Origin of the sequence: Nitrososphaera sp., from assembly GCF_013388945.1 — an archaeon.
GTDB lineage: Archaea > Thermoproteota > Nitrososphaeria > Nitrososphaerales > Nitrososphaeraceae > Nitrososphaera.
On the sequence record NZ_JACAEH010000014.1, the window covers coordinates 19,670 to 33,079 of the forward strand.

Genomic DNA, 13,410 nt, shown 5'->3' on the forward strand with positions numbered 1-13,410 from the left:
CATGAACGCTTTATGGGCTTTATTTGTATTTCGCCCTGAATTGTTGCGAAATCTAGCTCCTCTCATCGGCAATTTTTTGCCGCGCTGCTGAAAAAAATCGCAAGAAGAAAACATCGGAAGAGTTTTAAACCAAAGAGAGCGAGTTTTGCTCATGCGAGTTACAATCAGCGCCATCAAGGCTGACATAGGCGGGATAGGCGGCCACACGCGCCCAAGCGACGAGCTGGTGCAGGCCGTCAAGGACTTTGTTGCAAAAAACGGCAAGGGGATGCTAATCGACCATTACATAGGCTACGCCGGCGACGACATACACATCATAATGACGCACCAGCGCGGCGTTGACGACGAAAAGATCCACAAGCTCGCATGGGACGCGTTTACTGCAGGCACCGAAGTAGCCAAGAAGCAGGGGCTGTACGGCGCCGGCCAGGATCTTTTGAAGGACTCGTTTTCAGGAAACGTCAAGGGCATGGGGCCCGGCGTTGCCGAGATAGAGATGGACGAGCGCCCAAGCGAGGTGTTTTGCATATTCGCAGCGGACAAGACCGAGCCGGGTGCATATAATTTCCCGCTGTGGCGCATGTTCGTGGACGCAAGGAGCAACACCGGCCTTTTGATAAACGAGAAACTCGCAGAGGGCGTCGTGTTCAGGATACTTGACGTGATGTCAGGCAAGATTGCGGACCTGAAGATGTGGGAGGACAAGGCCGAGCTTGAAGCCGCGCTGATGTACCCCGGCAGGTACGTCGTGTCGGCTGTTTATTCTGCAGACATGAAGGACCACATTGTTTCTGCGTCGACTGACCGCCTGCACAACATCGCCGGCACCTACGTCGGCAAGGACGACCCGATAATGATAGTCAGGACGCAAAAGAACTTCCCTGCAACAGAAGAGGCTGGAAGCGCGTTCAACGACCCGCACTACGTTGCAGGCAACACGAGGGGGAGCCACCACATGCCACTGATGCCCGTGAAACTCAATTCTGCTGCAAGCCTCAACTACTCGATACCCATTGTGTCGTGCCTGCTCTTCTCGATGCACGAGGGCAAGCTGACAGGCCCGCACGACGGCTTTGGTACAGCCGACTGGGACCTCCAGCGCATGAGGGCGTCAGAGCGGGCGATGATAATGCGCAACCAGGGGTTCATCCACCCTGCTACGCTCATACCTGAGGAGCTTGAATACAACAAGGGCTACGAGGCGCGCATGAAAAAGCTCGAATCCAAGTTCCGCGACATGGACTCTGGCAAGAAGGGCAAGGGCAAGCGTTGAACCGGCCCCTTGTCATAAATTTCAAGAATTATTCCGACGCTTCTGGAGACAGGACGTTAGAGCTTGCGCGTGCCGCCGAGCAGGTAGCCAGGAAATTAAAAGTAGAAATAGTGCTTGCGCCGCCGCAAGGGTCGCTTGCGCTTGTCGCAAAGTCAGTCGGCATCCCCGTCATCTGCCAGCACGTAGACGACGCAAAGGAAGGCTCGACCACGGGGTTTTTCGTGCCCGAGATAGCCAAGATGTACGGCGCCTCCGGTTCGCTTGTCAACCACAGCGAACACAGGATCGAGTTGAGCACGATTGAGAGCCTCGTAAAGAGGCTGCGCGCACTTGGCATGACTTCCATAGTGTGTGCCCAGACGCCCGACGAGGTAAACAAGATAGCGTCGTTTTCGCCGGACTTTATCGCAATCGAGCCGCCGGAGCTGATAGGCAGTGGCAGGGCAGTGTCGAAGGAAAACCCGGCGATAATCACAAATTCGATAAAGGCGGCAGGCAGCAGGTCCAAAGTCATCTGCGGCGCGGGCATAACCGACAAGAGCGACGTTGCAAAGGCGGTGGAGCTTGGGTCGCACGGCATACTCGTTGCATCCGGCGTCGTAAAAGCCAGGTCGTGGCCGGACAAGATCGCCGAGCTTGCGCAGGGAATGAAACCGGAATAGATCTGGAAAATTCTTTAAGTATAAAATCCCCGATTCCTTGCTGATGCAGATGGTGGATCAGGCAAAGCTTGAGGCGTTCTTGGGAAAAGCGGTTTCAGACATGGGAGGCGCATGCGGCGCGCTCTTGGCGTTTGTGGGCGACAGGCTCGGACTGTACAGGGCGATGGCCGGCTCGGGGCCGATGACTGCGGAGGAGCTTGCGCAAAAGACGGGCACCAATGCGCGCATGATAAGAGAGTGGCTTGCAAGCCAGGCTGCAGGCGGCTACGTCAATTACGATCCCGCATCTGCCAGGTTCTCGCTTTCCGAAGAGCAGGCCCTTGCGCTAGCGCAGGAAGGCGGGCCTGCTTTCATGCAGGGCGGGTTCCAGGTGATGGTCTCGCTTTTCAAAGACGAGCAAAAGATAATCGACGCTGTCAGGACAGGCAAGGGGCTTTCGTGGGCCGACCACGACAGGTGCCTGTTTGAGGGCACCGAGCGGTTCTTCAGGCCGGGCTACAACGCCAACCTGACCGCCAGGTGGATACCGGCGCTTGACGGAGTCGAGGCCAAGCTGAAAAGAGGCGCCAAGGTGGCAGACGTTGGTTGCGGCCACGGCGCGTCCACGATACTGATGGCAAAGACGTACCCCAATTCAAGGTTCTTTGGCTTTGACTACCACGCCCCTTCGATAGAGTGGGCCACAAGGCAGGCAGAGAAGGAGGGCGTGTCAGACAGGGTCAGGTTCCAGGTAGCAAAGTCAACGGATTTCCCCGGCACCGACTATGACATGGTCGCGTTCTTTGACTGCCTGCACGACATGGGCGACCCTGCAGGGGCGGCCGCGTACGTGCGCAAGACGCTCAAGAATGACGGCACGTGGCTCATAGTCGAGCCTCTTGCAGGCGACAAACTTGAGGACAACCTCAACCCGCTTGGCAGGCTGTTCTACTCTGCATCTGCGACGATATGCGTGCCGGCGTCGCTTGCGCACAACGGTGCTGCGCTTGGGGCGCAGGCAGGCGAAGCAAAGCTGAGGCAGGTAGTGACGGCAGGCGGCTTTACAAGGTTCAGGCGCGCCACGCAGTCGCCGACAAACATGGTGCTCGAAGCTAGACCCTAGGCCTCGGCAGGTTCCAGTTGTACTTCATCGCCAAGAGCCTGAGCGCCGTCACCGCAACTATGCACGGTATTGCCGCCACCTGCAGAGGCACGCCGGCCGACATGAGCGCAAAGAGCATCACGACGCCGGCAAAGCTCGCAGTGGCGTACAGCTCTTTTACAAACACAATGGGCACCTCGTTCACAAAGACGTCGCGCAGTATGCCACCGCCTATCGCGGTTATGAGGCCGGCAAAGGCCATCGCAAGAAAGTTGAGGCCGGCAAGGTTGTAGGCTACAGTCGCTCCAATGACTGTGAACACGCCAAGCCCAATTGCGTCAAACTTCAGGAATAGGTTCCAGTGCTTTTTCATAGACCCGTACAGGAAAAAGATGGCAACTGCCATCGCTATGGCGATTCCGACATAGAGCGGGTTTGACATTGCGGCCGGCGGGAACTGGTTGAACGTGATGTCCCGGATAACGCCTCCGGCAAGCCCCGTTATGCTTGCAAGGATGACTATGCCCACTATGTCGGACTTGTGCTCGACTGCCTTGAACGCGCCTGTCACGGCAAACGCCGCCGTGCCAAAGAGGTCCAGCAGCTGGATGAGAAGCGACACGGAGCCTAGTGGTTCTGACAGCGAAAATCGCCACACTTGGCTGCACCTGCATCGATTTGAAACTATCGGTGCAGGACCGCCGGCTTTGTAAAAAAAGTCGCCTCTCGATGCCTCTGCCTGCACATTTACAAAGCCAGGGTCGGACTCTGTACCCAATCCGGACAGGTCCAGAACCCTTTTCTACCCAGCAGAAAAAATGTTACATCGTGTAACATTTTGAGCACGAAAAAATGATACAATTTTGCAGGATGGCAAGAGGCAAAAGCAATCTCGTGCGCAGAATTGGTTCTTTTAAGGCGGTTTTTTACAAAGCCAGGACCGCCGAAGGATACAATAATGACTGACTGCTCCGGTGCTCCTGTCTTGTCCGGGCTTGGCGACAGATACTGGCCTGAGGTAATCGAGGTGCTGCGCACGGTGGTGCCCGTCTACGACAAGGTAAACCGCGTCATCTCGCTTGGCAAGGACGAGGAGTACAGGAGGCATGCGATAGCCGGCCGCGTTGTTGCCGGCAATATAGTTCTGGACGCCGGCTCGGGGTTTGGCAACATGTCCCGGCTTGCGCTTGAGGCCGCAGGAGGCGACGCCAGGATAGTGATGTACGACCCCATCCCGGAGATGCTTGCAAACGTGCGCAACGTCTGGGGCGAAAAGCACCCGGCGCTCTCGTCCGGGATATTTGAGCATCTGCCTTTTAGGGACGGCGCGTTTGACGCCGTGATGTGCGGCTACTCGCTGAGAGACGCAATAGACCTCAGGCAGGCGATATCAGAGATGCACCGCGTGCTCAAGGCCGGCGGCCGGCTGATTATAGTCGACCTTGGCAAGCCTGACAATTCCTTTGCGCGCTGGGTCGTGTCTGTATACTTGAAGTATTTCCTTGGGATCTCGGCGTATTTTGCCGCAGGCAAAGTAGGGTTGAAATTCAAGACGCTTTACGGCACGTTCCTGCGCTGGCCGAAAAACTCCGAGCTTGAGGCCATGCTGAAGGAGAAATTCTCGCAGGTCGTGTTTGACAAGGGCATGATGGGCGGCGCAGTCATGGTAGCCGCCTACAAATGACCTGTTATGAAAGCCATCATATTGATAGCCGCGTGCGCCGGCATCGTCGGCTTTGCGTACGGCATGCACTCGCCCATAGTGCCCGTGTTTGCAAGGCAGGAGCTTGGCGCGGACTTTTCCCAGGTGGGAGTGATTGGCATGGCAAACTTTCTGCCGTACATGCTCGTGCCGTTTTTCGTGGGCGCGATGCTTGACAGGACCAACAAGGCGTTCCTGCTTTCCGCCGGCGTCGCGCTCAACATAGTCGCCATATTCATGCTATCGCAGGCGCAGACAGTCCCCGAGACTATAGCATTGCGCGGTCTTGCAGGCGTGGCGCACGCGGTCTTTTGGCCGTCCTCTGAAGTGCTCGTGTCCACAAACACCCCGCTTGAGAGGCGGGTCAAGTGGATATCGATATTCATAGCGACCTGGATTGCAGGGTTCATGACCGGACCGCTCCTTGGCAAGCTGATACTAGACTACTTTGACTACCGCGTCCTCTTCCAGCTGTCTGCAATCGGCATCTCGCTTGCAATAGTGCCGGCGCTGTTGCTGGTAAGGCACGGCCGGCCGGTCAAGGGCGAGGCGAGCCACATGCAGACAGCGTCGCTTGGCGACATCAAGAAGGAGTTTTCATCAAAGCCGGTGCTGAGCGCGTCGATTCTTTATTACGCAGTCACGTTTGGAGTCACGCTTGCAATAATCCCGGCGTACATGAAGGACGCGGCGATTTCTGACCAGAACATCGAGATAATCTTCTTTGCCTTCGGCGCGGCAAGGTTTGCGTTCCTGCCCCTTGTCCAAAAGATAGCGCCTCACGGCAGGATGGCCCTTGCGATGGCAGTGGTGATGACAGCTGCTGGAATGGCTATCTCGTTTGCGTTCTCGTCGGTCCTGTCGTTTGCAGTCGCGCTCATGCTCATCGGGGTAGGCACAAGCATTTTCTACCCTGTCACCTTCAACCTTGTGACAAGGGACGCGCCGGTGGAAAAGATGGGCTCAAGGCTCGGGATTTACGGCGCGCTTTTCGGGGCGGGGTGGACAGCAGGCCCGATTGCAGTCGGCCTTTCGTCGGACGCGTTTGGGCCCAGCAGCCCCTACCTTGCGTTCTTTATAATCGGGGCGGCGCTTGCAAGCGCTATTGCGATGAAAAAGAGCTCATAGTATCCGGACTTTGCGGCCCTCTACTTTCAACCGCCCTTGCGCGAACAGCTTGACCGCCTCGGGGTACGCCTCGTGCTCCTTTTCGAGGATCCTTGCCGAGAGCGTCTCTTCGGTGTCGTCGTCTCTGACCGGGACCGTCTTTTGCAATATCACCGGGCCCGAGTCGACTCCGTCGTCCACGAAATGCACTGTGCAGCCAGATACTTTGACGCCATAGTCGACTGCCTGCTTTTGCGCGTGCAGGCCCGGAAACGACGGCAGGAGCGCGGGGTGGATGTTCAGGATACGCATCCTGTAGTGGCGGACAAACTCGGGGCTCATTATGCGCATGAAACCGGCAAGGCACACCAGTCCCTCTTCGGGCGTGACCCGCGCGTCTTCAAGTGCTGCGGCCAGCTTTTTGTCATAGTCCCAGCCCTTCAGGCCGTCTGCCGGGACGACCTTTGTGGGCACGCCGTACTTTTTTGACGCAGTCTCGAGTCCTGCCGCGTCGGGCTTGTTTGAGATTACTATGCACGGCCTGACGTTTGGGATGATGCCTGACTTTACTCCGGCCAGAATCGCGTCCATGTTGCTTCCCCGGCCGGAAATGAGGATACCCAGATTTATCAAACGGTACTGATGTTCGTGTGCCCGTTCTTAAATGTCACTAGCTAAATGTACGTGTTCAAATCCAGATATGATTATCACAAGCATCGTTCAACCTTCAAAGCGTACCTTGACGATCATAAATAAGTAGAAGATTCAAAGAGCCTTTAGCTAACTATCATATTCATTTTTATATTTCACTTCCGGGGGACATGATTTTCTAATGATGCCATTGACAGAATTGAAAATACGATCTATGTAATGGTCGGCAAGGTAACGGTAAGCCTCCATGTAGGTGCTATATTTTGGATCATTTCTTTTCTTTAGAAATTGTACTGGCAACATATTTTCTATCAAACTGGCGACAACTTGTTTTACCATTGACTGCAGTTTCCTACGCAGATCCACTATTCTCAAAAGTTCCTCTTCAGATTTTATCGTAAGCTTCCATCGGCTAACAATGACCGGGACATTTGTATGAAGATCTTCCATCAAGAGCTTCAGGAGATGCTGTTCGTTTTTCGCTTTGATAAATTTCCATTTAGTCTCAGGAGTAATCTGAATATTTTCTACAATAATCTTTACAAGAAGTCTCGTATCTTCAGGCGTGAAAAAGGTTCCATAAGTCTGGAATTTCTTACATATCAGTTCATGAAAGTCGATCTTTAGAACAGCGTAACGGAAGTACCTGCTTTTGACAAAGAAGTTAAGATTAGAGTCTAATACAAAACCAATTAGCAAAGAGAAACCGGTATCGAATGAATATTTGAGTCTGAATTTACGCCCTTGTAGTGAATAGTGCTCGATATCACAGATTGCAAGTAGCTTTTTTCTGATCTTGCTCACCATCGCCTCACTTACATCAGCTTTTCTCGCAAGTTCCTGATGAGACAAGCCATCATCATTGGCATTTACAAGTGGTTTGATGTAGTTTATCAATGTAAGAAGGTCATGTGTGGGATCCTCGTCTTTCGTCACAGACATCGTCGCTTAACCTGAAGTTAAGAAGTTGAATGGTGGTTAATAAAGTGATGGAAAATTAATTTTTACGAGGTAGCCGCGTTAACCGATTAACTTGCTAGTGGTATCGGGGTTGATAAAATCCTGCCTTATTAGGCAGGATTCGGAAATGGTATGGTGATGACAAAAATCATCAGGAAATCAAAACTATGACTCTGTATATACCAACGGTAAGCAAACAGTACACCTGGTCGGAAGTGATCAGTATGGTAGCTCCTCTGCCCAAACATCAGGACTTGCGTATAGAAGGATGGATGGTCCCGCATCCGTCAAAGTCAGGGTTTGGCACGCGGCATGCAGACAATGATGGACAGCTCGCTGACTATGGAGTAGGACTGCAAGACGGCAGGGGCATTCACGTCAAAGTCTATCAAGGATACTACAAAGTACACTGGGATGAGAGAGACCCCTCTACTGACCCATTGGGTCACCTAGTTCACGATGCACCACATTGGCTGATATTAGGAGGGTTGTTATTGGCAGGATTGGCGGTACTGGCGGGCAGCAGAAACAACAACCAGCTCTAATTCTTGCAGGATAGCGGTAGGCGCGACTCAATCGCCCATCGCTATCCTAGAAACTTATTTTAAGAAAGTTAAAATAGTAACACTATGCTTTACCCGATAGCTCGGGATTGCAGGCAAGCGTTTCGCATGAAAAGTCAGGGATAACCGTCCGCCAGAAGGACGGCACCACGATAGCGCTTGACCCGTCGACGCCCAACGGCTGCGACTATGCTTTCGTGTCGCACGCCCACGTCGACCACCTGCACAGAAAGGGCAACAGCAAGTCAAAGCTGATAGCGTCGAAAGAGACTGCAATGCTTGCCTCTGCCCGGGGCTACGAGATTGAAGGGAACGAATACGACGGATTCCAGCTCGTCGACACGGGCCACATCCTTGGTTCCCGCGGCCTTCTCACCGGCGACGGCGTCTATTACACCGGCGACCTCTCGACCAGGGCGCGCGAGTTTCTAAAGCCGGCAAAGATGCCAAGGGCAAAGACGCTTATCATAGAGTCGACGTTTGGCAGGCCCGGCTACTCTTTTCCAGCCACTGACGAAATAACGCACAAGGTGAACAGGATAATATCTGAAATGTACGGCATGGGAATCCCCGTCGTGTTGATGGGCTACGCGCTTGGCAAGGCACAATTATTGACAAGTATGTTCGGCCACTGGGACCCGGTGTTTGTGCACGACTCTGTCGCAAAGATGAACAGCGTGTATTCGGACCTTGGCATTGACTTGAAAGACGCAGTCACGCACACAGAGGCCGAGGAAAAGGGCCTGCTCTCAAAGCGCCGGCCCTGGGTGATGATAGCTCCTCTCATGTCAGGCAGGAGCTCGTTTGTAAAAGACATGAAGGAAAAGTACGGCGCAGTCACAATCGGGTTCTCGGGCTGGGCAGTAGACCCAAGGTACCCGTACCGCATGGGCCTTGATTACGCGCTTCCGATGAGCGACCACTGCGACTATGCAGAGCTTGTACAAGCGGTAAAGGCATGTTCGCCGGACAAGGTCTACACCTTCCACGGCTTTGCAGAAGAATTCGCGGTGTCATTAAAAAAGATGGGCTTTGACGCAGAGCCTGTAGAAAAGGCAAAGGGCCGAGCGATGTCGCTCGACGCGTTCTCCTAGCTACTTTTTCCTCTGGTCCCGGAAGTAGGGTATGACCTTCTTGCCGAACATCTCGATGTTCTTGAAGTAGCCGTCGCCCCAGAACCTGATGATAAAGTGGTTGGTGCCTGCCTTGATGAAGCGCTCCAGCATCTCTATCACGTCGTCAGGCGAGCCGACGCCTATAGCAGTCCTTGCAACGCTGTCAGGTATCTGAAGCGCCGCCTTTTTCATCTGCTCCATCAGCTCTGGCTTGTCCATCGTGTATTCGGTGAAGTACTTGCGGAAGTCAAACTCCGAGTCGCCGGTGATGTTGTGCACCTTCAAAAGTTCCGGCTTGTATAAACTGACCTTGACTGCGTTTTTCATCTTGTTCCAGGCCTCCTCGCCGTCTTCAGAGAAGTAGATGTCCACGTCGTTTGCAAACTGGAAGTTTGTCAGGTCGCGGCCAAGCCTCTTTGCGTGGTCTTTTATGATGTTTGCATGCGCCTTGAAAAGTTCTGGCGTGTAGCCAATAGGGATCCAGCCGTCGCCGTATGTCGCGCACAGCTCCAGAGTCTTTGGCGCGCCTGCTGCAATATACACGGGCGGCCTTGGCTTTCTTATCGCCTTTGCCTGCAGGCAGGCGTTTATCAGCTTGTAGTACTGGCCGTTGTAGTTTACCTTGTGATCCGGGTCGGACTCGAACAGCTTTTCAATCACTTCAAGCTGCTCCTTGAACTTTGTCACGGGCTTTGAAAACTCGATACCAAAGTCGACGACGTTTTGCGCCTCGCCGGCCCCGATGCCAAGGATGCCCCTGCCGTTTGTTATCCTGTCCAAGGTGATGGTGGAAAGCGCTATTGCAGACGGGTGGCGCCTGATAGCGTCGGTCACGCACGTCCCAAGCTCGACGTTTCTCGTGACGGCGCCAAGCGCAGCCAGCATAAGCCACGCGTCGTTTACCACCGCGTTCTTCCACTGCGGCACGTTCGAGTGGTCCATGGCCCATATTGAGTCATAGTCCAGCCTGTCGGCCATCTGGGCGGCAGTCATTATCTGCGTCTCGTCAAGCCCGAGCCTTGCGACGTTGAGGCCCTGCGTGAAACCAAATTTTATTCTCATGAGAAAATAGCCCCCAAACTTGAAGTCTCAATCACGCAATTCATTTAGGATACAAGTCAAAGAGGGGGCTTATTTAAGTATTTGAAGGATGGTTCGGTTTTTCGAGGCATCCTGCGGTTTTCTGCCTGCTTCTTGCGATTTGCAGCGAAAAAAGCCTTGTCAACATAATATACGCAATCTGTCAAGTGTGCTTGAATAGCGCAGTAAAAGCGCAAATGCGCGACTTGCCCGCATGTCCATCACTGAAGCCGACGACGAGCAGTTCATGAAGATGGTAGACGAGATGGTGATGAGCGCCGAGAGCGACTCGGAGCTTGCCGAAGGCTTGAAGTGGATAGACATGCAGGCGCGCAGAAACGGCGTGACCTTTTACGAGATGGCCCTGATAATCCTCAAAAAGCACGTGGCAGAAAAGAGGGCCAAAGAGTGGCTCAAAGCCCGCACAGCATGACTACTTTGCTACCGACTTGACCGCTGCAGTCACTGCCGGCTGTATCCTCTTGTCCATTACGTCGGGAAGGATGTTAAACGGCGTCAGGCTGTTTTTGGGCACCAGATCTGCAAGCGCGTTTGCAACGGCGACGAGCAGGCGCTGGTTTATCGTGCGCACTCTATTATCCAAAATAGCGCGCATCGTGAACGGGAAGACGAGCGCGTTGTTGGCCCTGTTCTCAAACTTGTAGCTGCCAGTCGCTATCACCTTTGCGCCCGACTTTGCGGCAAGCCTCGGGTGTATCTCGGGGTCAGGGTTTGTGAGCGGCAGCACTATCGAGTCCTTGTTCATTGAAGAGACCATCTCTGCACTTAGCAGGCCCTTTATCCCTGACACGCCGACAAACACGTCCCTGCCCTTCACCGCGTCGGCAAGGCTCGAGAGGCTCCCTTTCGAGCCGTCCCGGTCTGTCATCTCTGCAAGCTCTAGCTTGTACTTGTTCATCGTCGTCAGGTCGCGGGCCTTGGATATCACGCCCTGCGAGTCGGTCACCGTGATGTCCTGCACGCCCACTTCCTTGAGTATCTTGACAATGCCATAGCCGGCAGAGCCCGCGCCGGCGACCACCACGCTTGTCGACTCGGGCTCTCTTTTTGTTAGCCTCATGGCGTTCAGAAGAGCTGCCAATGTTACAACAGCTGTGCCGTGTTGGTCGTCATGGAATACAGGAATGTCAAGCTCGGCGTCCAGCCTCTCGACAATCTCGAGCACCTTTGGCGTCTCGATGTCCTCTATGTTGAGCCCGCCAAAAACAGGCGCGATGTTCTTTACGGTTGCGATAATCTCTTCGATGTCAGTCGTCGCAAGGCAGATTGGAAATGCGTCGACGTTTCCAAACTGCTTGTACAAAAGCGCCTTGCCTTCCATCACTGGCAATGCGGCTTCTGCGCCGAGCTTGCCAAGGCCCAGGGTCCTCGTGCCGTCCGTGACAATGGCAATGTTGTTCCACTTTGACGTGTATTCAAACGCCTTCTCCCTGTCGGCGTGTATCGCCCTGCACACCTCTGCAACGCCGGGCGTGTAAGCGATGCTTATGTCGTGGGTGTCTTTAATGGGAAATTTGCTCCTTATCTCTATCTTGCCCCTGAGCTTTTTGTGGAGCTCCAGCGCCTCCTTGCCTAAGTTGGGCTTTTCCTTTTTGGCCCAACGCCTGCCTTTTGGGCCTTCCCTGAGGGTTTCCATGCCTTTCCTGTCCGCCCTTTACAATTGCCGTCTTCTTATCAGCTTTTCGAATTGCGCTCGGCAAGGGGCACGTACTCGCAGCCCATCGGGCCGCAATACCTGCCGATGTACACGGCCTTTGGCCGGTAGAGCGCCGGCTTGGGCGCTGCCTCTGCAAACTTTTCTTCAATGATGTGCGCCGACCATCCTGCGATCCTTGAAACTGCAAATATCGGCGTGTTGAGGTCGAGCGGAAGCCCCATGCTGTAGTATATCGAGGCGCTGTAGAGGTCGACGTTTGGATAGATCGCCTGCTTCTTGTTTTCCAGCATCCACTTTTTGGTCGCCCGCTCGGCCCTCTCTGTCATCTCGTACCACTTGTTGTTCTTCTCCTTCGATATCGCCCTTGAGAGCCTCGACAGTATGTCGGCCCTCGGGTCCGTCGTCCTGTAGACGGCGTGCCCCATGCCCATTATCCTGCCGCCAGACGACAGGCGCTGCGCGACCCACTTTTCCACGTTTGCAGGGTCGCCTATCTCCAGGAGCATCTTCATTACCTGCACGTTTGCGCCGCCGTGGAGCTCGCCGGATAATGCTCCAACAGCGCCGCTGACTGCCGCGTACATCGACGCGCGGGTTGACGATATTTCTCTTGCAGCAAAAGTCGACGCGTTAAAGCTGTGCTCTGCGTGCAGTATGAAGCAGATGTCCATCACCTTTGCCTCGTCAGTCGATGGCTCGACGCCGCGCAGCATGTACAAAAAGTTCGTCGCGTGCGAGCCTTCCTCCATCGGGTCGACGACGTGCTGGCCCGACCTTATGCGGTTCCACGCCGCGACAATTGCCGGAATCTTGGCGATGAGCGAAATCGCGCGCCTGACGTGCGCCTCCTTGCTCATGTCCTCTATGTTCAGGTCATAGTCTGCAAGCTCGGCCACGCACGACTGCAAAACGTCCATAGGCTGCGCCCTCTTGGGCCTGTTCTTCAGGTTCTTTATGATGGGCTCGGGAAGGTTGCGCGCCTCGCGGAGGCGGCGGCCAAAGTCTGCGAGCTGCTCTGCGTTTGGCAGCTCGCCAAAAAGCAGGAGGTACGACGTCTCTTCAAAAGTGGAATGGTTTACGAGGTCGAGGATGTCAAACCCGCGGTAGATGAGCTTGCCGTTCTCGCCGTCGATTGAGCAGATCCTCGTGTCTGCGACTTCGATGTTGCGGAGGCCGATGTTCCGAGCGTCCATCCGGACGAGCTTGCGCTAATTATTATATTAAACCTACTGCCGGCCGGCCAAAAAATCAGAGGGGCGTCATCGTGTCGATGAGCCTTGCGTTTGTCACCTGGCCGTCCTTCTCGTTTATCAGGAGGTCCACCGTGTACTGCAGGCCGCCCAGCAGGAACGTGACGTTTGCGTCCCAGCCCGTGCGCTTGTGCTCGTTTGGATACGGCAAAAGCACCCTTACTTTCAGGTCCTTGAAGCTAGGACCGTACAGCGTCTCGATGGCCTTTTTGGCGACGGCTTCCACTTCTTTCTGGTTAGTTACAGGAGGCATGCCATTTTATCTAATTACTAAATATATAAATATTC

General features: G+C 54.3%; 14 protein-coding genes. 7 read left to right on the forward strand and 7 right to left on the reverse strand.

Translation table 11 applies throughout. The features are described 5' to 3' along the window. Window positions 1-151 precede the first annotated feature (151 nt). From fbp to HXY31_RS07355, 3 genes are read left to right on the forward strand one after another with little or no spacing between them, the layout of a single operon-like run. On the forward strand, window positions 152-1,273 hold the full coding sequence (gene fbp / locus HXY31_RS07345) for a fructose-1,6-bisphosphate aldolase/phosphatase (protein WP_292641460.1): 1,122 nt from the start codon (window positions 152-154) through the stop codon (window positions 1,271-1,273). After that, window positions 1,270-1,935, forward strand: a complete 666-nt coding sequence (tpiA, locus tag HXY31_RS07350; protein ID WP_292641462.1) for a triose-phosphate isomerase — start codon at window positions 1,270-1,272, stop codon at window positions 1,933-1,935. The genes fbp and tpiA overlap by 4 nt, the downstream gene beginning before the upstream one ends. Window positions 1,936-1,978: 43 nt before the next feature. Next, the gene (locus HXY31_RS07355) at window positions 1,979-3,037 is read left to right on the forward strand and encodes a class I SAM-dependent methyltransferase (RefSeq protein WP_292641463.1); all 1,059 of its coding nucleotides are present in this window, start codon (window positions 1,979-1,981) and stop codon (window positions 3,035-3,037) included. On the opposite strand, the gene HXY31_RS07360 is transcribed toward HXY31_RS07355, so the two are convergent. Further along, complete coding sequence (locus HXY31_RS07360) at window positions 3,027-3,674, reverse strand: trimeric intracellular cation channel family protein (RefSeq protein WP_292641465.1); 648 nt, start codon at window positions 3,672-3,674, stop codon at window positions 3,027-3,029. The genes HXY31_RS07355 and HXY31_RS07360 overlap by 11 nt on opposite strands. A 300-nt stretch (window positions 3,675-3,974) precedes the next feature. Between HXY31_RS07360 and HXY31_RS07365 the strand changes: the two genes are divergently transcribed. Then, window positions 3,975-4,700, forward strand: a complete 726-nt coding sequence (locus tag HXY31_RS07365; protein WP_292641467.1) for a class I SAM-dependent methyltransferase — start codon at window positions 3,975-3,977, stop codon at window positions 4,698-4,700. A 21-nt stretch (window positions 4,701-4,721) separates the two neighbouring features. After that, window positions 4,722-5,846 carry an MFS transporter gene (locus HXY31_RS07370; protein WP_292641469.1) on the forward strand — a complete coding sequence of 375 codons (1,125 nt, stop codon included), beginning with the start codon at window positions 4,722-4,724 and terminating at the stop codon, window positions 5,844-5,846. Here HXY31_RS07370 and purN read toward each other — a convergent pair. Together purN and HXY31_RS07380 are read right to left on the reverse strand one after the other, a co-directional pair. Beyond that, on the reverse strand, window positions 5,841-6,458 hold the full coding sequence (gene purN / locus HXY31_RS07375; protein WP_292641472.1) for a phosphoribosylglycinamide formyltransferase: 618 nt from the start codon (window positions 6,456-6,458) through the stop codon (window positions 5,841-5,843). The two genes, HXY31_RS07370 and purN, sit on opposite strands and share 6 nt — an antisense overlap. Window positions 6,459-6,605: 147 nt before the next feature. Continuing rightward, window positions 6,606-7,412, reverse strand: coding sequence for a hypothetical protein (locus HXY31_RS07380; protein ID WP_292641474.1), 807 nt, complete (start codon window positions 7,410-7,412; stop codon window positions 6,606-6,608). A gap of 676 nt (window positions 7,413-8,088) precedes the next feature. Between HXY31_RS07380 and HXY31_RS07385 the strand changes: the two genes are divergently transcribed. Continuing rightward, window positions 8,089-9,093: a hypothetical protein gene (locus tag HXY31_RS07385; RefSeq protein ID WP_292641475.1), complete on the forward strand. Its 1,005-nt coding sequence runs from the start codon at window positions 8,089-8,091 to the stop codon at window positions 9,091-9,093. On the opposite strand, the gene HXY31_RS07390 is transcribed toward HXY31_RS07385, so the two are convergent. Then, complete coding sequence (locus tag HXY31_RS07390; protein WP_292641477.1) at window positions 9,094-10,176, reverse strand: LLM class flavin-dependent oxidoreductase; 1,083 nt, start codon at window positions 10,174-10,176, stop codon at window positions 9,094-9,096. It abuts the gene before it with no gap. A 232-nt stretch (window positions 10,177-10,408) separates the two neighbouring features. Between HXY31_RS07390 and HXY31_RS07395 the strand changes: the two genes are divergently transcribed. After that, entirely contained in the window at window positions 10,409-10,627 is a 219-nt protein-coding gene (locus HXY31_RS07395) for a hypothetical protein (RefSeq protein ID WP_292641479.1), read from the forward strand. On the opposite strand, the gene HXY31_RS07400 is transcribed toward HXY31_RS07395, so the two are convergent. The 3 genes from HXY31_RS07400 to HXY31_RS07410 are packed head-to-tail and all read right to left on the reverse strand — an operon-like array spanning window position 10,628 to window position 13,375. Continuing rightward, on the reverse strand, window positions 10,628-11,851 hold the full coding sequence (locus HXY31_RS07400; RefSeq protein WP_292641482.1) for an NADP-dependent malic enzyme: 1,224 nt from the start codon (window positions 11,849-11,851) through the stop codon (window positions 10,628-10,630). 38 nt (window positions 11,852-11,889) lie between these two features. Then, window positions 11,890-13,065 (reverse strand): citrate/2-methylcitrate synthase, encoded by a 1,176-nt coding sequence (locus tag HXY31_RS07405; protein WP_292641485.1) that lies wholly within the window; start codon window positions 13,063-13,065, stop codon window positions 11,890-11,892. Window positions 13,066-13,120: 55 nt separating this feature from the next. Beyond that, complete coding sequence (locus HXY31_RS07410) at window positions 13,121-13,375, reverse strand: hypothetical protein (RefSeq protein ID WP_292641487.1); 255 nt, start codon at window positions 13,373-13,375, stop codon at window positions 13,121-13,123. Between the last annotated feature and the right edge of the window lie 35 nt (window positions 13,376-13,410).

What these genes read in the sequence shown, in the direction of transcription:
- HXY31_RS07355 (WP_292641463.1), top strand. Translation starts at nt 1,979, where the DNA reads ATGCAGATGGTGGATCAGGCAAAGCTTGAGGCGTTCTTGGGAAAAGCG.
- HXY31_RS07395 (WP_292641479.1), top strand. Translation starts at nt 10,409, where the DNA reads ATGTCCATCACTGAAGCCGACGACGAGCAGTTCATGAAGATGGTAGAC.
- HXY31_RS07405 (WP_292641485.1), bottom strand. Translation starts at nt 13,065, where the DNA reads ATGGACGCTCGGAACATCGGCCTCCGCAACATCGAAGTCGCAGACACG.
- HXY31_RS07400 (WP_292641482.1), bottom strand. Translation starts at nt 11,851, where the DNA reads ATGGAAACCCTCAGGGAAGGCCCAAAAGGCAGGCGTTGGGCCAAAAAG.
- HXY31_RS07365 (WP_292641467.1), top strand. Translation starts at nt 3,975, where the DNA reads ATGACTGACTGCTCCGGTGCTCCTGTCTTGTCCGGGCTTGGCGACAGA.
- HXY31_RS07410 (WP_292641487.1), bottom strand. Translation starts at nt 13,375, where the DNA reads ATGCCTCCTGTAACTAACCAGAAAGAAGTGGAAGCCGTCGCCAAAAAG.
- fbp (WP_292641460.1), top strand. Translation starts at nt 152, where the DNA reads ATGCGAGTTACAATCAGCGCCATCAAGGCTGACATAGGCGGGATAGGC.
- HXY31_RS07390 (WP_292641477.1), bottom strand. Translation starts at nt 10,176, where the DNA reads ATGAGAATAAAATTTGGTTTCACGCAGGGCCTCAACGTCGCAAGGCTC.